This is a genomic window from Spirosoma lacussanchae, from assembly GCF_005870035.1.
Taxonomy (GTDB): Bacteria; Bacteroidota; Bacteroidia; order Cytophagales; family Spirosomataceae; genus Spirosoma; species Spirosoma lacussanchae.
In genome coordinates this window covers 1-18840 of record NZ_SWJG01000013.1, presented here as the reverse complement: position 1 = coordinate 18840, position 18840 = coordinate 1, and the positions used below count along the sequence as shown (strand labels likewise).

Below are 18840 nucleotides of genomic sequence, written 5' to 3'. Positions count from 1 at the left end.
TTCTCTGTACTACATAAATCTGGAGAAATTCCTGAACAGTATAAAGATTACTTTGCAACTCTGTTTGAGCAAAGGCAACTAGCCGATTATGATATCGACGGCGATTTTTCGTTAGATGACATACTATACCTGATCAGTCTGGCCGAAAACTTCCTCGCTTTTGTTAAAGAACGTTATGCATAAATACCTCATTTTCTGGGCTATTCTCTTTAGCATATCTATTCCTGGTACAGCACAACAAGCCTCTCGTCAGCAGGTCGTTAGGCAAGGAATCTGCGGTACGGTGGTCGAGAAGAAAGGGAACATGATGCCTTCTGTAGGCCCCGCACCGGCTAGGACCAACGGAACGGCGGTTGTGCGCGAGGTGCTTATTTTTCCTTTGCTGAACAGCAGCCAGGTCGACGCAGGTGACAACGGATTTATTACATCAGTGCGGGGTGCCAAACCCCTTAAAACAGTAAAATCTGACAAGAACGGCCGGTTCTGTGTCAGTATGCCGGTCGGAAAATATACTGTTATGGTGCGCGAACCCAAAGGCCTCTACGCCAATCTGTCTGACAGTCAGAATAACATCTTTCCTGTCAGCGTACAGAAGAATCGTCAGTCTAGCGTCACTGTAGAGATTTCGCATAGTGCCGTATTTTAGCGGCTATGAAGGTTCTGCTGCTGTTTCTGATCGTTTTCGCGCCCTTCGTGTTCTTCACCGTCCGGATGCTCCGTCATACCCGCGAGAGCCTGGGCGATGGCTCTCCGCTGGTTCGGTCCATTACGATTACGTGGGATCGTAATCGATTCTTCTCCCGGTTCACCGTTCTACTTCTTTTACCACTCCCGCTGATGGGCCTGCTATATAGCGGTATGGGGGTAGCCACATTCATTCGCCAGCCCGATCAGGTTCTGGGGGCGGTAATTCTTATGCTGCTGGGCGTCGCTATGGTGGCGATAGTGGCATTCATTTTCAGCCAGCAATACAGGCTGTGGAAGCAAGTTCGCGACAAGCGCGTAACTTTCGATCCGGCGCTGAAGACCATTACCATTGCGGAGGCCAATGGTTTCGTTGTCGTCAGTTCACAGAACCTTGCGTCTATCGAGTTTCATACCAACCACCGGGGCGACAGAAAAGCGGACTGGGCTTTTTATACGTTTCTACTGACAGACGAGCGCCGGTTTAGCCTGCACGACCTGTTTATAACAGCTGACGACTTACTGGAATTCTATTTTTCCGGTATACCTCAGGTGCTGGTCAGCCACAAGACCATTTGGTACGAGCCCGAAAACGACAGCCCTATCGGCGAACTTTGTCCAACCACCGGGCGTTAGTTTTTCTCTAACCGCCTGCTAATAAGTCCTGTTTTGAAAACCAAAGGAATACGTACCAATAAAATCAATATCGTTACGCTCGGCTGCTCCAAAAACCTGGTCGATTCGGAAGTACTCTTCACGCAACTCCGGGGCAACGGCATGGACGTAACGCACGAGTCCAAAAAAGACGACGCCAATATTGTCGTTATCAATACCTGCGGCTTTATCGACAACGCGAAAGAAGAATCAGTCAATACGATTCTGCGCTACGTAGATGCCAAAGACGCGGGCATGGTGGATAAAGTTTACGTAACCGGCTGCTTGTCGCATCGGTACAAAGACGAGCTGGAGGTCGAAATTCCCGACGTCGATGCCTGGTTTGGTACCAACGAAATGCCCCGGCTGCTGAAAACGCTCCGGGCCGATTACAAACACGAACTTGTTGGCGAACGGCTGCTGACCACCCCCGCCCATTTTGCCTACCTGAAAATTGCCGAAGGCTGCGACCGGCCCTGTTCGTTCTGCGCCATTCCGCTGATGCGCGGTAAGCACGTGTCGCGGTCTATGGATGAGCTGGTTACCGAAGCGCGGTCGCTGGCCCGGCGTGGCACCAAAGAGCTGATTCTAATCGCTCAGGACCTGACCTATTACGGCCTCGACTTATATAAAAAACGCAACCTCGACGAGCTCGTGGCCCGTCTGGCCGACGTGGAAGGCATTGACTGGATTCGCCTTCAGTATGCTTACCCGTCGGGTTTCCCGCTGGAGGTGCTGGACGTCATGCGTAACCGGCCCAATGTCTGCAACTACCTGGACATGCCGCTGCAAACCGGCTCGACCGAACTGCTTCGGCTCATGCGCCGGGGCATCACCCGCGAGAAAACCGAAGCGCTCATCAACACCATCCGGGACAAAGTGCCCGATATCACCCTGCGTACAACACTCATTGTGGGGCATCCCGGCGAAACCGACGCCATGTTCCAGGAAACCTACGATTTCGTGGACCGGATGCGGTTCGACCGGATGGGCGTGTTCACCTACTCGCACGAAGAAAACACCCATTCGTACTCGATGCCCGACGATATTCCGGCCGATATCAAGCAGGAACGCGCCGACGAGCTGATGGATCTGCAACAGGGTATTTCGGCCGAGCTGAACCAGCAGAAAGTAGGCCGGACCTACAAAACCCTGTTCGACCGGAAAGAAGGCGGCTACTTTATCGGCCGCACCGAGGCCGACTCGCCCGAGGTCGACAATGAAGTGCTGGTTCCGGCCAGCCAGTACGTGCGCCTGGGCGATTTTGCCAACGTCCGCATCGACCGCGCCGAAGAGTTCGACCTGTACGGCAACGTAGTTTAAGTACCGTATTCCTTCAACCCGCAAGGCCCTCCCGAACCTTGCGGGTTCTTCATTTGTTGCGTCCGTAAATCCCAACCCTGCATGGACTGTCAGTACCTACCGCTTGTTCAAACCGGCCAGTTTTCTCCGCTCTTTCTCGATTACCTTGCCAAAAAAGAAAGTCTTCGCCCGTTTTACAACCGCTTTCCAGACCCAGCCCAGTTCAGGGAGCAAATTGCGGAAAAAACGGTTGATGAATCTAAACGCCGGGTCCTGGTCGACGCGCTAACCCGCCAGTACGAAGGACTAGTCAGCAAGCCCGACCTGTCGATACTGCTTCAGCCCAACACCTTTACCGTTACAACCGGCCACCAGCTCAACATCTTTACCGGGCCGCTCTACATTGTATACAAGCTGATTACGACCATCAATCTGGCCCGACAGCTGAAACAAGCCTACCCGGACTACAACTTCGTTCCGGTCTACTGGATGGCGACGGAGGACCATGATTTTGCCGAAATCAACCACTTTTCGCTGTTTGGCCGGACGCACACCTGGCAGACCGAACAGCGCGGGGCCGTGGGCCGTATGGACCCGCGGGAACTGAAAACCCTCTTTAGCGAAATACCCGAGAAACTAGCTCTCTTTGAAGAAGCGTATCTTGGGCAGGAAACCCTGGCCAATTCGGTGCGGTACTTCATCAACGAGCTGTTCGGCGCCGAGGGGCTCGTTTGTCTCGATGCCGACGATGCGGCTCTGAAACGCGTATTTGCGCCCGTTATGCGCGATGATCTGCTTCAGCAAACGGCCGGTGGCCTCGTACACACCCGCACCGAGCAGCTGGAGCAACTGGGCTACAAAACCGTTATCACCCCACGCGACATCAACCTGTTTTATCTCGACGATCAGCTGCGCGAACGCATCGAGCGGCTTCCCAACGGCGCTTATAAGGTGGTTCACACCAAAATTCGCTTTACGGAACCGGAACTGCTGGCCCTGCTGGACGAGCATCCCGAACGCTTCAGTCCGAATGTCGTGTTGCGCCCCCTCTACCAGGAAACGATCCTGCCGAACCTGGTCTATATCGGCGGCCCGTCGGAGGTGCCGTACTGGCTGCAGCTCAAAGGCGTATTCGATCATTATCAGACGCCTTTTCCGATGCTGATGCCGCGCAACTTTGCCACTTACGTGCCTAAAGTAACGGCCAAGCGCATTCACAAGCTGGGGCTGACGCCGGAAGAGCTGTTTCAGGATACCCTCACCCTCAAGCATAACTACATCGATACCCACACGCGTCATGCGTTGAAGTTTGACAACGAAAACCGGACCATCAATAAGGCGCTGGATGCTATTCTGCACAAAGCGCAGATCGTTGATCCGACCCTCGAAAAAGCAGTGCTGGCCGAAACCAAACGGTTTGCCAATGCGGTGGCTCGTCTGGAGAAGAAGATGCGCCGGGCCGAAGAACGCAACCAGGATACAGGTATCCGGCAGTTGCTGGCAGTCAAGAACGAGCTGTTCCCAAACGGTGGGTTGCAGGAGCGGACCGAAAACTTCCTGACGTTTCACCTCAACGACCGGGCGTTTCTGCAAAAAATGCTGGCCAGTTTCGATCCGTTCAACTTTCAGATGCAGCTCTGTCTGGAAAGCTAAGTAATTTCGGTTTACAACGGTCGACCGTGGAAAAGGCAGCTCTCAGAACCCACTTCCTGACCCTGCGCCGGGCGCTGTCGGCCGAGGCCGTTCGCGATCGCAGCGCGGCCATTGCCGGTCAGTTTTTCCGGGCGTTTTTCGGTTCCTCGCCTTCTCTTTCCTGCGTGCATGTGTTTCTGCCTATTGCGCGGCAGAATGAAGTAAACACCTGGCCCATCGTTCACCGAATCTGGCAGGATTTCCCTTCGGTTCGGCTGGTCGTTTCCATTACCGAACCGGGCACCGGGCTACTCACCCATACGAAGCTAACCCCCGAAACACCCCTCATCCAGAATCGCTGGGGTATTCCCGAACCCGCTTCGGCCAGCGCTCCGGTTCCCCCGGCCGACCTTGACCTGGTGCTGGTTCCGCTGCTGATTTTTGACCAGAGCGGACACCGGGTCGGTTACGGCGGTGGCTATTACGACCGATTTCTGGCCGAATGTCGTCCCGACTGTGCGCGGGTTGGTCTGTCGCTGTTTGAGCCGGTAACGACCATTGACGACATCGCCGACACTGACATCAGCCTTACCGCCTGTTTATCTCCGCAGAAGCTGTATACCTTTTAATGCGCTTTGCGCATGGCTTTCTGTTTTCTTCTTACGCCAACCGATCCGTAGTATTAACGGTATACCGACTGGTCTTCCGCATACTGAACCGGGCTGATTCGCGGCCCGATCGGTGGGACTTTTTGCGGCTAACGCTGCCTTGACTAACCAACTCGCAGAATCAGTCTGTCTATTTTTTCTGAACAATACACCCTGTCCATCAACGAATTTCCCGTACTTTTGCGGGCGAAAATGGCGCGCAGGTGCGGGCCTTCTGTATAAACCAATTCGTGCGGAGACCAATCCGCATTCTATCAATGAAAATCGCAGTTGTTGGGGCTACCGGCCTTGTCGGTGGCGAAATCTTGAAAGTACTGGAAGAACGCAACTTCCCCGTGTCAGAACTTATTCCCGTTGCCTCCGAGCGGTCGGTTGGTAAACAGGTTGAGTTCAAGGGAAAAGCGTATACGGTTGTCAGCTTTGAGGATGCCATTGCCGCCAAACCTGCCATTGCAATCTTTTCGGCGGGCGGCAGCACCTCGCTGGCCCTGGCTCCTAAGTTTGCCGAAGCCGGCATTACGGTTGTCGACAACTCATCGGCCTGGCGGATGGACCCGACCAAGAAACTGGTTGTGCCCGAAATCAATGCCAACACCCTGACCCCCGAAGACAAAATCATTGCCAACCCGAACTGCTCAACCATCCAGATGGTCGTAGCGCTGAAGCCGCTGCACGATCGGTACCGGGTAAAACGGGTCGTTGTATCGACCTACCAGTCGGTAACCGGCACCGGCAAGGCGGCCGTTGACCAGTTGTTTGCCGAGCGGGAAGGACGCGCGGATATCCCAAAAGTATACCCCCACCCCATCGACCTCAACGTACTGCCCCATATCGACGTTTTCCTCGACAACGGCTATACGAAAGAAGAGATGAAGATGGTGAACGAAACGAAAAAGATCATGGGCGACGACTCGATCCGAGTTACCGCGACCACGGTCCGGATTCCGACCATTGGCGGCCACTCAGAAGCCGTCAACGTTGAGTTCGACGAAGAGTTTGAGCTGAACGACGTGGTCGAACTGCTGCGGAATGCCGAAGGCGTTGTGGTGCAGGACGATCCGGCCAATAAAGTTTACCCGATGCCGCTGACCGCCCACGGTCGCGACGAGGTATTCGTAGGCCGTATCCGGCGCGACGAAACCCAGCCCCGCACGCTCAACTTCTGGTGCGTTGCGGATAACCTGCGCAAAGGAGCCGCTACCAACGCCGTTCAGATTGCCGAATACCTGATGAAGCACAACCTCGTAGAAACGACCGAAGCCAGTCTGGCCTAAGCCGGTCTATTACCTGTTTTGAAAGGCGCGGTCTACGGACGGCGCCTTTTTTGTTGGGCATCGCATCCTGCGGGCCTGACTCCCTGCCAATACGCGATCGAAGCCCGGTAAAGTAGAGTAGGCAACCCGGGGTTTGGTCTTGTTCAGGTATCAACCTACCGTTTTTCGCCCTATGCTCCGACTGGCCATCGTACAAGTTGCCCGTTTTCTGTTCGCCCTGTCAGGTCTGCTGCTCAGTTTATCTGCCGTTAGCCAGCCGGCATCGCCTATCTGGTATAAACAACCCGCCCGCAACTGGAACGAAGCCTTACCCGTTGGCAATGGCCGACTGGGGGTAATGGTATTTGGGCGCGTAGCCGAAGAGCTGTTACAACTCAACGAGTCGAGCTTATGGTCGGGCGGACCGGTTAACCGCAATCCAAACCCGGGTGCCGCGGCTTATCTGCCTCAGGTTCGGGAAGCGCTTTTCCGGGAAGACTATGCCGAAGCGGCCAGGCTGACAACCAAACTACAGGGCCTCTACACCGAAGCCTACCAACCCCTAGGCGACCTGCTGCTCAAACAAACCCTTACGGGCGAGCCAACCGCCTATACGCGCGAGCTGAACATCGACGATGCCACCGCCACGACCCGGTTCACGGTCAATGGGATTACCTATAGTCGCACTGTTTTTGTGTCGGCCCCCGACCAGCTGATCGTTATCCGGCTCCGGTCGTCAAAGAAAGGCGCCCTGAGCCTAACGGCATCTGCCACCAGCCCGCATCCCGTTACCAAACAGATACTATCCCGGAACGAACTGGCCATTCGGGGAAAAGCACCAGCCCATAGCGATCCGAACTACGTTCAGTACAACCCGACTCCGGTGATCTATGGCGACACGGCCGGCTGTCGGGGTATGCGTTTCGACTGGCGGATCAACGTCCAGTCGACCGATGGACGGGTATCGACCGACACCACCGGCCTGCGCATCGACAACGCAACCGAAGCGGTTCTGCTCGTTTCGGCGGCTACCAGTTTTAACGGGTTCGACAAATGTCCCGACCGCGACGGCCTCGACGAGAAAAAGCTGGCATCGGCTTACCTGGCTAAGGCAACCGGTAAATCGGCCGATGCGTTGTACCGCGCCCACGTAGCCGACTACCGGCAACTGGCCAATCGGGTGCGGTTCTCCTTGCAGGCCGATGCAGCGACTCCGCCCCTCAACCTGCCGATGGACGAGCGTTTGCAGCGCTACGCGGGCGGAGCGGCCGACCCGCAGCTGGAGAGTCTGTATTTCCAGTTCGGGCGGTATCTGCTCATATCGAGTTCGCGCCCGAAACGGTCCGGCGACCCGGCCGCGCGTGCCATTCCGGCCAACCTGCAGGGCATCTGGAACCCCATCGTACGCCCTCCCTGGAGCAGCAACTACACGACCAATATCAACACCGAGATGAATTACTGGCCGGCCGAAATGACGAATCTGTCGGAGCTGCATACGCCCCTCCTCGACTGGATTGGGTATATGGCCACGACTGGTCGCGAAACCACCCGTAATTTTTACAACGCGTCGGGCTGGACTGTTCACCATAACTCAGACATCTGGGCCACCTCGAATCCCGTTGGCGATCGGGGCAAAGGCAGCCCTTCCTGGGCCAATTGGGCCATGGGCGGAGCCTGGCTCAGCCAGCACCTCTGGGATCATTACGCCTTCACCGGCAACCGGGCCTACCTGCAGCAGTACGCTTACCCGCTCATGAAAGAAGCCGCCCAGTTCTGTCTCGACTGGCTCGTTACCGACAACCAGGGGCGGCTGGTAACCGCACCCGCCACCACCCCTGAGAATATTTTCGTGACCGAAAAAGGCGAAAAAGGCTCGGTATCGGTGGCCACAACCATGGACATGGCCCTGATCTGGGATCTGTTCAGCAACGTCATTCAGGCCTCCGAGCAACTCAACGTCGATGCTGATTTCCGGCAAACGCTGTTGACCAAAAAGGCGAAGCTGTTTCCCTTACAGATTGGCCGCAAAGGCAACCTGCAGGAGTGGTATAAGGACTGGGCCGACGAAGATCCGCAACACCGCCACGTGTCGCACCTCTACGCCCTGCACCCCGGCCGGGAAGTATCGCCGTTAACGACGCCCGCCCTGGCCAACGCAGCCCGTCAGACACTGGCTATCCGGGGCGACGGTGGCACGGGCTGGAGCAAATCGTGGAAAATTAACTTCTGGGCCCGGCTGCATGACGGCAACCATGCCTATAAACTACTGCGCGAGCTATTACGCCTGACCGGCCTGGAGGGTACTGACTACGCTAACGGTGGAGGTACCTACCCAAACCTGCTCTGCGCCCACCCGCCCTTCCAGATCGACGGTAACTTCGGCGGCACGTCGGGTATCGGCGAGATGCTGCTCCAGAGCCACGACGGTCTGCTCAACCTGCTGCCCGCCCGGCCTGACGCCTGGGCATCGGGCGAGGTGACCGGACTCAAAGCACGCGGTGGTTATGAAGTGGCGATGCGCTGGCAAAACGGAAAACTGACCCGGGTAGCGATTCGCTCGTTGCTGGGCGGTCTCTGTCGGCTACGGGTGCCCAATGCCCTCACCGGCACGGCCAATGCCCAGCTGCGCCCCGCCACAGGCAGCAACCCCAATCCGTTTTTCAAGCTTCCCCAGAATCAGTACCAGACCCGTTCGCCAGAACAGGCAACCAACGGGATCAGCGTATATGATCTGGCTACTGAAGCTGGGAAAGAGTATGTCTTGATTGGTAGACCGTAGTCTGTCAACCAGCCGTCCGGGCTTGCTTTTCTCCGCTCAATCTGCTACTATACAGACTGTAACGCTAACACTAACCGCTGATCGGCTGTGGAATGGTTTGTACTGGCTCAGCAAACGCTGGCGAGCCTGTTCGTTATCCTGATGAGTCTGTTTCTGCTCTTCTGGTGTTTGCCGGAAGGGTATTTCTTTCGGGATCTGCTACACACAAAGCTGGGCCGGTATATCTGCTGGGCCGGGCTCGACAATTACTGGTCCTTGTTTGCGCCCCGCCCCATCTCCAAAAACTTCCTGATCGGGTTCGAGATCGAACTGGCCAACGGTACCGTTGTGGCCTGGAAACTCGCCCCCTACACCCTCCAGGACGACTATCAACTGACGGACCATTTCCGGTTCATCAAGATGCATAATCAGTTGCTGTCGCAGAAAGACCCTATTCCCAAAGAGGCCATTTGCCGGTACGTTCTTCGCCAGTACCGACCGCAGCAGGATGCCGCCAATCCACCTATTCGCATACACATACTCCAGTACTATGAGCCCCCGGTCAACGGCACGTTTCAGCTGGTTCCCTGGATGAGTCAGGTGGTTTATACGCACGACGTAATCGAACAGCATCGCACGCCGGCCGTATGACACTCCTCTTCATCACTTTTGGCGAGCTGGCCGGAGGCTGGAACCAGTTGCTGTTCAGCGAGCAGTCTAGCCTGACGCTCTGCGTATTCAGGGCGCTGACGGGTATGCTGGTGCTTACCGAAACCCGGAACTGGCTCAGCGTCTACAAACTCCTGTTAAGTCCCGACGGCTGGTTTGGCTACGATGAGTACATTACCCTTCAGCAGCCGGCCCGTTTTTCGCTCCTCAACTACATGCCGCCCAGCACCCGGTCGGTAGAGGTTTTGCTGGGAGTTCAGACCATAGCCGGGTTTTGCCTGACCGTCGGTATCCAGCCTCAGCTGGCCGCGCTGATTTGTTTTATAACGCTCGTTTCTATCCACAACCGAAACATGTACGTGCTCAGCTCGGGCGATGCGCTGTACCGCTTTTTCTGCCTGTTTCTGGTCTTTGCACCGACCCAGACTCAGCTCTCGGTAATGGATTATCCGAACCTGCTCCAGCCCGAAGCCAAAGCCCCAGCCTGGCCCCTGCTGATGATTCAGCTTTTTATGGCGAACATCTATCTAAAAAACGTCTTTTTCAAACTACAGGGTAGCAGCTGGCTCAACGGGACCGCTACCCAGCTGGTCTTACGCGTCAGAATCTGGAATCGATTCGTTATTCCGCCGGTCCTGGACCGGTCCTGGTTTTATAAAACAACCACCTACGGCACGCTCGTCATCGAAACCGCTCTTTTCACCCTGATCTGGATCGATGAGTGTCGGCTGGCGGTAGTGGCGCTGGGCGTCCTGTTTCACCTGGGGCTATGGGTTTTCCTGCGCATCGGTTTTTTTCAGATGGCCATGATTGCGGGCCTGGGGGCCTTTGTGAGCCCGCACGAGTACGGCTATTTATTCGGCCAGATTCAGCGATGGCTGGCGTAGCTGATCAGCCCCCCTGCATCGGATGGCCGTACGTATCGGTTTTAGCCTGGAGCGTTTGGATAGCTTTCCGGACAATGTCGGTAAACTCGGCGCAGGTATACAGCTTATCGCGTTCTAAGCCGTAAAAACACGGAGGCAACGGCATAAAGTAATCAGCTTCGCGACTGTCGGCCCGCAACCAGACGGCACAAATCTTGAGCGAGAAGAGTCGCAGGAACGAGTACTCATAATCGCCGGTCCGGATTTCTTTCTTCTTTTTCAGAGCCGGGTACAGCTCCTTCAACGCATCGACCATATGGCCGGAATGGACCTCGTGAACCTGGTATTGGCCCCTTTTGCCAACTCTGGTCTCTACAGCCACGGTGCCATGCTGATCCGTATGCAGGTGTCGCCATGAAACAACATCCGCCTGGCTAAACCCAACCTCGGAAAGAATATCACTCAACTGCGCGTGGTATACTTTATGCGGCAAAGCCTTCTCGTAGGTAAAGGTTTTTTTGAGCTGCAACGACTTCGGCTTTCGCTGGGTGAGCCAGCCCGTATACTTGACAACTGATTTTTCGGGGGCGAGTATCTGTCGGATCGGCATGGCTTAAGGCGTTGATGTTGGCGTCGAAAAAAACGTATATTCTACCAGACTATCTTTAACGGCGTGGCCCAGCACCGTGCCGCCATGGCATTTATAATTAGTCACAAACTCTTTGTAAGACATTTCTGATTTGCCGAAAAAAGAGTCATATATAATTACGTTTTCTTCCGTATCGGTCCACTCATAGCCCGCGATGGCTACAAAATGAGAAAATTCATTCCTGTTATTGATCGTCCCGTCGATATCCATTCGGAGCAGGAACGCAATGATTCTGCCGGCATCCAGCTCGCCGACAAGTTTTTTATAAGGAATAAATCCTTTTTCATAGCCCCGCGCAATACCGGCCGTTACGAACGACCCTATATTTTCATCATTCTGAAGATACCAGACTATATCGCAGGGAGAATTTTCGGGATTAGAGCAGCAATCGCCCGTGTCAGGCCCAATTGACTGGCTGGCCAGTTTGCACTGGGTCCAGTTGCTGGCGGGATCGTAAAAAAGTGCACAGCTTGTACCCACAGCAGCCCAGCACATAGCATGTCCCAGCTGATGCTGCATGGTAAAATTAAGTGACACTTTTTTGTCTTTTTTCCCGGGCATGGTACAGATAAGTTAACGATATAAAAGAGAATTAGCCAGCTATGCAGTTAAACTCCGTAGATCAATAAACGCGTATTCCCCGTCTGCATCTTATGGTATCAGCTGGGAATACGCGTTTGCCTTACCAGGTGCCTCCGCCCATGTGGTCGTCGGACTCGTTATGTTTCAGTTTTTCCATCTTTTCGTATGGAAAAATACTTTTACCGTCCTTCATGCGCATCTTGGCAAATTTCCGTAGTGAACTAATCGTTTCCGGTTTAAAGTCCTGATCCGTTTTGCTGTTCATGAAATCGGTAAGCTGGGCTTTGGTCAGCTGCTGCGCATCGGGGGTTAGATGTTTAACATACTTGGCATCGCCTGTGCGTGTGAGGGCGTCTTTCAGGGTTTCAGAATCTTTCATGGTTTATGGCAAATTAGGTTAGTGAACTACTGATTATAAAAAACAATTAATCGCTTTTAATAAATACAGATGTATGCATTTAGCTCGCATCACCCGTCAATCTAATTCGCTCAAACACTTTAGTAGCCATGGCCCAGGCAAGTACCTGTCAGGAGTCGTATATTATCCCACAAATGAAGCGTATAAAAGTAAGAAGCCGGTAGTAAAATCAAAGAGAACAGCCCGAAAAAAGGAAATATTTGTGTGAGCGGTTGAGTAAGCTGCCCATTCGTTTCGTAAGCGGATGAAATAAGCAGCCAGTACCGATATTAACCCGGCCTAACCGATGGCTTCTTTCAACTATTTGCCAGTATACATTGCTTTGAATACGCCTTTTCCTGATATTAACCTGCCTGCCTCAACCAGCACCCAAACCCTCTTTTATCAGTAACCCTATCCGTAACCGCTACCGTGTGTTCGCTACTCCAGCCCTGTGCGTACCGCCCTGTTGCCAGTAACAGCGAAAAAATGATGGATAGCGGTCTTCAGAAAATAGGAAAGAATGCTGATATTTTCCAAAGACTGATCCTGATAAGCCGAACCGACGGTATAAACCGTAACCCTATGAGATACCTCTATTTATTCTATTACTGTTTGTTTTTTTCAATAGCTTCGGTGGCGCAACCGATTCTATTACAACAGGATCAGCCAATCACGATCTCCTCTGGTTTCTCTTACCTGAAAGATACAACTGGAAAGCTATCCATTGCGGATGTCGTAAACCCTACGTTTATGCGCGAGTTCATAGCGGCAAATAATACGCCATGGAATAAAAATATTCAGGTTTATTGGCTAAAATTTTCAGTAAAAAATGATACAGCGTTTGATAAAGAATGGGTATTTGATTTCGAAAACTGGTCTTTTGTTAGCTTCTTTTACGGATCAGAAAATAAGCTACTGCGTAAAGAGACTGGCTACTTATATCCGTACCAAAAACGGGATTACCCACATGCTAATAAAGTATACATAAAATTACCGCTCAAAGCTGGAGAGACGCAGGAATGTATTGTCCGATTAATATCCAAATTCAATATAGAAAAAGTACCTGTTACCCTTAATTTTGTCGCAGCGCCCCGCGCCAAAATTGACGAAGCGAATGCTTTTTCAGGACAAATCATTTTTATGTTCCTCGGCGTGTTCATCGTCATGTTTATTTACAACGCCTTCATTTATATCTCGACTCGTTTACAGAGTTATGCGTACTATTTATTAGTGTTATTTTTTGCTTTCTTTTTCACAGCGGGTAATTCAGGATATCTTATCTCTATTTTTGGATTCAGCGACAATTTCCCGGTCTGGTTTTCAGATTTCGAATCGATAGCGTCTAATCTATTGGCAATTGTCTATGTCTTGTTTGTCCAGAGTTTTCTTAATGTAAAGCAGCGGTATCCTTTCTGGAATAACATTCTGAATGGTTTGATCGGGTTATATATTCTTTCGGGTCTGCTGATCTTTATTTACTTCGAGCTGGGGTTTGCCATGACCCAGCTACTGGGTCTGGCTTCGTTTCCGCTTATCATCTATCTGGGTATACGTAGTATTCGCGACCGGTACCCGTCGGCTCTTTTCTTCTCCATTGGTTTCTCGTTTTTGTTCGCTGGTATACTGTGCGTCATTCTGATGTTGCTGGGCGTGCTGCCCAAAAATGACTTTACGTTCAAGTACGCCTTACCCACCGGCTCGGCGCTGGAGGTCATTATGCTGGCTTTTGCACTGGCCAATATGATTAATGTGCTCCGGCGCGAAAATGAAGAAAAACAGGCCCGCATCATCCACCAGTTCGAAGAGAATCAACAGCTTCAGATAACCCTGAACCGGGAACTGGAACAAAAAGTAGAGGAGAGAACCCAGGAGCTAAACCAATCACTCAACCAGCTGCGCTCTACGCAGGATCAGCTCATTATGCGCGAAAAAATGGCATCGCTGGGCGAACTGACCGCCGGGGTGGCGCATGAAATTCAGAACCCCCTGAATTTCGTCAATAACTTCTCCGAAATTAATACGGAACTGGTCGAAGAAATACAGCAGGAACTGAACAAAGGTGATCTGACAGAAGCCAGTTTTATTCTGGAGGATTTAAAACAAAATATGAAACGAATTACGGCTCATGGTGGCCGGGCCAATGCGATCGTGAAAGGAATGCTGGAGCACAGCCGTATGGGAACCGCCGAAAAGCGGATGACCAATCTTAACAACCTCGCCGAAGAATACTTAATGATTGTTTTTCAGGGACTTCGGAGCAAAGATGTATTATTCAGCGCCGAACTTTATAGAGATTTCGACCCGACCATACAACCTACCGAACTGGCCCCGCAGGAAATTGGCCAGGTATTACTGAACATCTATGGCAATGCTTTTTACGCCATAAAAGAGAAAGCCAGGCAAGCGCAAACAGGGTATCAACCCCAGCTTTCGGTCCGGACGTTTCTGGAAAAAAACAGGCTGGCGCTTCAGATAAGAGACAATGGTATTGGCATTCCGGCTGATATTCTGAATAAGATATACCAGCCCTTTTTTACCACCAAACCAACGGGACAGGGAACGGGACTCGGGCTGTATCTGGCTTACGATATTATTACCAAAGGCCATGCCGGTGAACTGCGCGTACAAACCGAACAGGGCCTGTATACAGAGTTTACGATTATTCTGCCCTACGCACCCGCTGCCTGACCGGCCAACTCCCTGCTAGTCAGACCGTCTGGCCGAGCGATCGAAGTAAAGGTATCCTTTGGCCAGCAGGGGTTTGCCGGGTTGGTAGGTCAGCTTTACGTATTGCGCCATTCGTCTGACAGCGGTTGGCTGCGGGTTCTGCAGCAGGATGTCCGTTGCCGGGTCGTGCCACGACCACTGGCCCGGGTTTAGCTGAACGTCGAACTGGCCGTTCCAGCTGAGCAGCGCATCCCGCTTCTGAGTTGAGCACAGATCGTCAGCCACCAGCTGCTGCGTAAAGTCAGCCAGTTTCTCCTGCGCCCGATCTTCGGCAAACCAGCACTCAATACCGATTCTGGGCTGTAGTTCGGGCGTTATATCAAGGGAGAGGCCAAAAAAATCGCTACGGTCTGCGTACGGACTCATCACCTGCTTAAACCCAGCCACGTTCCCGGGCCAATGATGGTCGATGAGGAGTTGGAGCAGGTCCGAAAAGGAGTGCATCATCAGATATACCCGCAGCGCCTGTTTATCCCGGCTGGTTGGTGCGCCGATGGAGCAGATCTGCACAGCAGGCCCAATCGACTCGAAAAACGGACGAAACCGCTCCCGGGGGTACTGATCGTTCAGGAGCGCAACGGTCTGAAGAACCAGCTCGGGCCGTACAAGAACATCGTCGCTCAGGCGGTTTCTCCTAAAATGTATGTACAGCCACGGCGCAGGCTCACGGCACACCGGATCCGTAATATCATAAACCAGCCAGAGTACTTTAATATGCGGATGAAGAATAAACTGACTATCGCGCCAAAGACCACAAATAGATCGTATCTTATCCAGAGTAGACTGATACCCGTCGTCATCGGCGTCCGGAGTTGCGGCCAGCCAGTCTATAATCACCAGGTGCTCGTTTACCTTACCCGTAATGGCCAGGTTTAGGTCAACCCGCATCTGATCCTGACCGAGCCAGCACTCGAAGCAACCGAACGATAAAGCCGGTAGCCGTCGGCCAATCTGTCGGATGCGGCTCAGGTAGGCGTCCGAAACCAGGTCTGTCGAGAGCCAGGGGGTCAGTACGTCGATGTAGTCGGCTAAGTCTGCTTGCATGGCAGGTCGTGGATGAGGCCGGAAGCCGGCCGCGGTAAAGCTTTGGCAGGCCCGTGGTGGCAGCCGATAAATATAACCGTAATGCGTGTATTCTTTTGAGTCGATATGAGTCAGTTTGATTTTCCGCGCGTCAACTTCCGGGGCCAGGCTTTCATTAACCCCGGCACGGCCAACAATAACATACTGCTGCCGCTGGTGACCTACGACCCCATTCAGATCAGCGCGTTTCTGCCCCCTCGTGTCTATCTGTCTACCGATCTGCTGGCGCTTCACAAACTGGGCGGTTTGCCTGTTCCACCGGGTCAGGTAGTTCAGGAAGACGGCAATCAGCGGTATATCGACATCGAGCCGATCAATACCCGCCAGACGTTCACCGACTGGGCCACAACGCCCCTGGGCAGCTCCCCGCTCGACACCGCTTACCACGCGTTATACGAACTGGTTACCATCAAACGGACGGGCAAACCCCTCACCGGCCACTTACCGGCTGGCTGGAATTACTACGGCGGCATGGAATTCGGCTTTCGGGATGTACGGGTCAGCAGCGTAGCAACAGCCGATGAGCAGGTATTCACAACCGAGTTAGCCGACTGTCCGGCCGCCATCTCCCAGCTGCTGGATGCGGTCGTTAGCCTCGATAACGACGCCGGCCAGACTACAGCCGTTATGATCGATGTATTGCCCAGTCTGGCCATGTTCAGCCAGGTGTTCTGTGACCTGATTCGGGTTCGCCAGAAAGACAGGGTGTTGCTGTCGGGCAGACCCTACAAAGGCTCCCTTCGGCATTTAAACCTGCATAGAATCGTCAATCAAGCGGGGGTCTTCAGCAGTTCAGGTACTTTTTTTATGGCCCTGCCCCTACACGAACTGGACGGTGGGCTGGCGTCACCACTCTTGCGTCTGTTTCAGGAATTCAATCACCGGCAGGAGCCACTGGCTGGGGTGCTGATTCGGTATAATCTGTTCGAGGTTCAGGAAAATCAACACCCCGATTATTCAGCGCTGGGCACAAAAGCCAATCCGGCCACGGCTACCGTGTCGGGTAGCCTCACGCCCTGGTACGAAGGCGAGCTGAAGTCGATGACGATGGGGCGGATACTGTTGCCCGACAAACCATACTTTTCGGATAAAACGCTTTCATCGGTTGTATGTCAGGTCGATCATGCCAGGGGCAGGGCACGCCTGGACCTGCTGGGCAGTATTCCCGAAACCCAACTCAGCAGTCAGCCGCTCCGGTACGAAACGTATCCATTGGGGGTGCTTTCATTAGACCTCATTCGACCCGGCCAGGGAGCTGTAACCCTCGGTAGTTTCCAGGTCGATGCCAGTCACCTGAGCCGGGAATATCTGCTGCAAACGGGCGGGGTTCTTGACATACCCATTGACCAGTCCCTGGCGCTGACCGAAGCAGACGTTGACAATGGCTTACTGGCTCTTCGTAGTCGATCAGCCGATCCCAGCCAGCGCACGACCTACTTACTCGAAAGCGATTATATGGCTATTGCTGATGAGTCGGGCCTGTATATCGATCAGGGGCAGGATGCCAGCCAGGGATACAGAAGCTATGGCCCCGGGCAGGAGCCCTGTCACCTCAGGGTTTACCGGCGAGGCAAGCCCCTGACCGAAGCCACTCCTATGACCATCATGGCGCTGACAATCACGGAGTCCGGTTCGTCGGCTACTGTTGACCGGTTTCTGGAAACCAGCCATTTTTACGACGGACAGCCGCTATGCTTCCCTACCAACCGGGCAGCTAACAGTATGTATATATTTTATCCGGGACCAACAGCCAGGGTTTCCGACAACCTCCTGACCGACCTGATCAAAACGGGCTTCTTCGTTAGCCTGCGAGTGCTGCCTGCGCCCGACTACGGCCCCTACCTCGACCCAACCCATCCGGACTATCCCCAACCCATCCCGTTCGATTTTCTGCATCAGGAACTCCTGATGGCCTACGATCTGGTGTTTCCCAAAGCGTCACTGATTACTCCGTTCACAGAAGCCTATTTTAGCCAGGGGTGGCCGTTCATCTGGCAACGAATGGACCCCGCCAACTGGTCGTCGGCCACCTACATGCCCTCGAGCCGGGACATGCCGATGGTGAAGTGGCAGTTATTCTGCCAATGGGTATCTCAATTGCAGAGCCGATCGCCGATCCCCGGCAAAGCGTAGCATGTGTAAAGTGAGGCCAGGCCTAAGTTTTAATACCACCTTCACCAAATCGTGCTGTGGAAAGTTGAACAGCGAGCACGGAGAAACAGAGCATCACAATACCTCCTGGTAATGTATCCAGAATAGGACCATACCGAGGGGTGTTTCAAAACTAACGATATGTTAAGAGACTATTTTGTGAGAAAAACTTCGTTAAGCTAATGGACAATGATGGAATCGTTCAATTTAGCGGTTACTTCTTAACCTCTGTTAGTAAATAATCAAGTAGCTCTAAAAAGGACTGCTTAGCAAAGAGGTAATTGAATCGGTGATAGTAAACAACTTGCTCATTAGTAGCTACTACTCGATTTCTTAATTGTTCCAGCTGCTCTAGCAAATCTTTCCTGCCAAGTTCTTCAACAGCTATAGCGATATCTTCAGGCCAAAACGCGAAGGCGTCAATACCACAGCAGCCCGCTACACAATTAGTCTCTAATTTATTCCAGAACTGTCTTAACGAATTTTTAGCATCTATGAACCTTACTATGTCATCACTTGAATTACCTAAAAGTTCATCCAATTCTAATATAGAACTGGTTTTATAGTCAAAGTCAAGCAACTTCATTTCTTTATCAGGGCCGATTGAAACCGTCTGAAACATGGGGTCTGTATTTAGTTGGACCTGCTACATTTGACTGGACATTAAGTTAAGTGTGATCTAACTTAGTGAACCATGAAAACCAGCAGAAGACAGTACGACGAGGAGTTCAAACGGATGGCCGTCGAGCTCTCCCTAGCTAA

Annotated in this window: 16 protein-coding genes and 1 pseudogene; 12 read left to right on the top strand and 5 right to left on the bottom strand. The window is 52.9% G+C overall.

The genetic code is table 11. The features are described 5' to 3' along the window. Window positions 1–6 precede the first annotated feature (6 nt). The 10 genes and pseudogenes from FBR45_RS26905 to FBR45_RS25115 form a co-directional block, all read left to right on the top strand. Window positions 7–183 (top strand): annotated as a pseudogene (locus FBR45_RS26905) (hypothetical protein); the annotation flags it as partial. Further along, window positions 176–646 (top strand): hypothetical protein, encoded by a 471-nt coding sequence (locus FBR45_RS25155; RefSeq protein ID WP_138507237.1) that lies wholly within the window; start codon window positions 176–178, stop codon window positions 644–646. The pseudogene FBR45_RS26905 and the gene FBR45_RS25155, both read left to right, overlap by 8 nt. Before the next feature lie 5 nt (window positions 647–651). Then, window positions 652–1320, top strand: a complete 669-nt coding sequence (locus FBR45_RS25150; RefSeq protein WP_138507236.1) for a hypothetical protein — start codon at window positions 652–654, stop codon at window positions 1318–1320. 33 nt (window positions 1321–1353) lie between these two features. Further along, window positions 1354–2661 (top strand): 30S ribosomal protein S12 methylthiotransferase RimO, encoded by a 1308-nt coding sequence (rimO, locus tag FBR45_RS25145; RefSeq protein ID WP_077922130.1) that lies wholly within the window; start codon window positions 1354–1356, stop codon window positions 2659–2661. An 81-nt stretch (window positions 2662–2742) separates the two neighbouring features. After that, entirely contained in the window at window positions 2743–4293 is a 1551-nt protein-coding gene (gene bshC, locus FBR45_RS25140) for a bacillithiol biosynthesis cysteine-adding enzyme BshC (RefSeq protein ID WP_138507235.1), read from the top strand. Between the two features lie 26 nt (window positions 4294–4319). Beyond that, complete coding sequence (locus FBR45_RS25135) at window positions 4320–4901, top strand: 5-formyltetrahydrofolate cyclo-ligase (protein ID WP_138507234.1); 582 nt, start codon at window positions 4320–4322, stop codon at window positions 4899–4901. A 296-nt stretch (window positions 4902–5197) separates the two neighbouring features. Next, on the top strand, window positions 5198–6214 hold the full coding sequence (locus tag FBR45_RS25130) for an aspartate-semialdehyde dehydrogenase (RefSeq protein WP_138507233.1): 1017 nt from the start codon (window positions 5198–5200) through the stop codon (window positions 6212–6214). A gap of 172 nt (window positions 6215–6386) precedes the next feature. After that, window positions 6387–8972: a glycoside hydrolase family 95 protein gene (locus tag FBR45_RS25125; RefSeq protein WP_138507232.1), complete on the top strand. Its 2586-nt coding sequence runs from the start codon at window positions 6387–6389 to the stop codon at window positions 8970–8972. Window positions 8973–9059: 87 nt separating this feature from the next. After that, window positions 9060–9602: a hypothetical protein gene (locus FBR45_RS25120; protein WP_138507231.1), complete on the top strand. Its 543-nt coding sequence runs from the start codon at window positions 9060–9062 to the stop codon at window positions 9600–9602. Next, window positions 9599–10507 (top strand): HTTM domain-containing protein, encoded by a 909-nt coding sequence (locus FBR45_RS25115; protein WP_138507230.1) that lies wholly within the window; start codon window positions 9599–9601, stop codon window positions 10505–10507. Before FBR45_RS25120 ends, FBR45_RS25115 begins: the two co-directional genes overlap by 4 nt. A gap of 4 nt (window positions 10508–10511) precedes the next feature. Here the strand turns inward: FBR45_RS25115 and FBR45_RS25110 are convergent, their stop codons facing one another. The 3 genes from FBR45_RS25110 to FBR45_RS25100 all read right to left on the bottom strand — a co-directional run bounded on the left by FBR45_RS25110 (window position 10512) and on the right by FBR45_RS25100 (window position 12096). Further along, window positions 10512–11096, bottom strand: a complete 585-nt coding sequence (locus tag FBR45_RS25110) for a hypothetical protein (protein WP_138507229.1) — start codon at window positions 11094–11096, stop codon at window positions 10512–10514. A gap of 3 nt (window positions 11097–11099) precedes the next feature. After that, the gene (locus tag FBR45_RS25105) at window positions 11100–11696 is read right to left on the bottom strand and encodes a hypothetical protein (RefSeq protein WP_138507228.1); all 597 of its coding nucleotides are present in this window, start codon (window positions 11694–11696) and stop codon (window positions 11100–11102) included. Window positions 11697–11817: 121 nt separating this feature from the next. Beyond that, window positions 11818–12096 carry a hypothetical protein gene (locus tag FBR45_RS25100; protein WP_138507227.1) on the bottom strand — a complete coding sequence of 93 codons (279 nt, stop codon included), beginning with the start codon at window positions 12094–12096 and terminating at the stop codon, window positions 11818–11820. 507 nt (window positions 12097–12603) lie between these two features. Here FBR45_RS25100 and FBR45_RS25095 point away from each other — a divergent pair. Next, window positions 12604–14805: a sensor histidine kinase gene (locus FBR45_RS25095; RefSeq protein ID WP_138507226.1), complete on the top strand. Its 2202-nt coding sequence runs from the start codon at window positions 12604–12606 to the stop codon at window positions 14803–14805. Window positions 14806–14820: 15 nt separating this feature from the next. Here FBR45_RS25095 and FBR45_RS25090 read toward each other — a convergent pair whose 3' ends face one another. Beyond that, on the bottom strand, window positions 14821–15888 hold the full coding sequence (locus FBR45_RS25090; RefSeq protein WP_138507225.1) for a hypothetical protein: 1068 nt from the start codon (window positions 15886–15888) through the stop codon (window positions 14821–14823). A gap of 105 nt (window positions 15889–15993) precedes the next feature. Here FBR45_RS25090 and FBR45_RS25085 point away from each other — a divergent pair, with 105 nt between their 5' ends. After that, the gene (locus FBR45_RS25085) at window positions 15994–18060 is read left to right on the top strand and encodes a hypothetical protein (protein WP_138507224.1); all 2067 of its coding nucleotides are present in this window, start codon (window positions 15994–15996) and stop codon (window positions 18058–18060) included. Window positions 18061–18292: 232 nt separating this feature from the next. On the opposite strand, the gene FBR45_RS25080 is transcribed toward FBR45_RS25085, so the two are convergent. Then, entirely contained in the window at window positions 18293–18700 is a 408-nt protein-coding gene (locus FBR45_RS25080; protein WP_138507223.1) for a DUF6331 family protein, read from the bottom strand. Window positions 18701–18840 lie beyond the last annotated feature (140 nt).

What these genes read in the sequence shown, in the direction of transcription:
- FBR45_RS25090 (WP_138507225.1), bottom strand. Translation starts at nt 15,888, where the DNA reads ATGCAAGCAGACTTAGCCGACTACATCGACGTACTGACCCCCTGGCTC.
- FBR45_RS25130 (WP_138507233.1), top strand. Translation starts at nt 5,198, where the DNA reads ATGAAAATCGCAGTTGTTGGGGCTACCGGCCTTGTCGGTGGCGAAATC.
- FBR45_RS25125 (WP_138507232.1), top strand. Translation starts at nt 6,387, where the DNA reads ATGCTCCGACTGGCCATCGTACAAGTTGCCCGTTTTCTGTTCGCCCTG.
- FBR45_RS25115 (WP_138507230.1), top strand. Translation starts at nt 9,599, where the DNA reads ATGACACTCCTCTTCATCACTTTTGGCGAGCTGGCCGGAGGCTGGAAC.
- FBR45_RS25100 (WP_138507227.1), bottom strand. Translation starts at nt 12,096, where the DNA reads ATGAAAGATTCTGAAACCCTGAAAGACGCCCTCACACGCACAGGCGAT.
- FBR45_RS25095 (WP_138507226.1), top strand. Translation starts at nt 12,604, where the DNA reads ATGATGGATAGCGGTCTTCAGAAAATAGGAAAGAATGCTGATATTTTC.
- FBR45_RS25085 (WP_138507224.1), top strand. Translation starts at nt 15,994, where the DNA reads ATGAGTCAGTTTGATTTTCCGCGCGTCAACTTCCGGGGCCAGGCTTTC.
- FBR45_RS25080 (WP_138507223.1), bottom strand. Translation starts at nt 18,700, where the DNA reads ATGTTTCAGACGGTTTCAATCGGCCCTGATAAAGAAATGAAGTTGCTT.
- FBR45_RS25155 (WP_138507237.1), top strand. Translation starts at nt 176, where the DNA reads ATGCATAAATACCTCATTTTCTGGGCTATTCTCTTTAGCATATCTATT.
- FBR45_RS25110 (WP_138507229.1), bottom strand. Translation starts at nt 11,096, where the DNA reads ATGCCGATCCGACAGATACTCGCCCCCGAAAAATCAGTTGTCAAGTAT.
- bshC (WP_138507235.1), top strand. Translation starts at nt 2,743, where the DNA reads ATGGACTGTCAGTACCTACCGCTTGTTCAAACCGGCCAGTTTTCTCCG.
- FBR45_RS25150 (WP_138507236.1), top strand. Translation starts at nt 652, where the DNA reads ATGAAGGTTCTGCTGCTGTTTCTGATCGTTTTCGCGCCCTTCGTGTTC.
- FBR45_RS25105 (WP_138507228.1), bottom strand. Translation starts at nt 11,696, where the DNA reads ATGCCCGGGAAAAAAGACAAAAAAGTGTCACTTAATTTTACCATGCAG.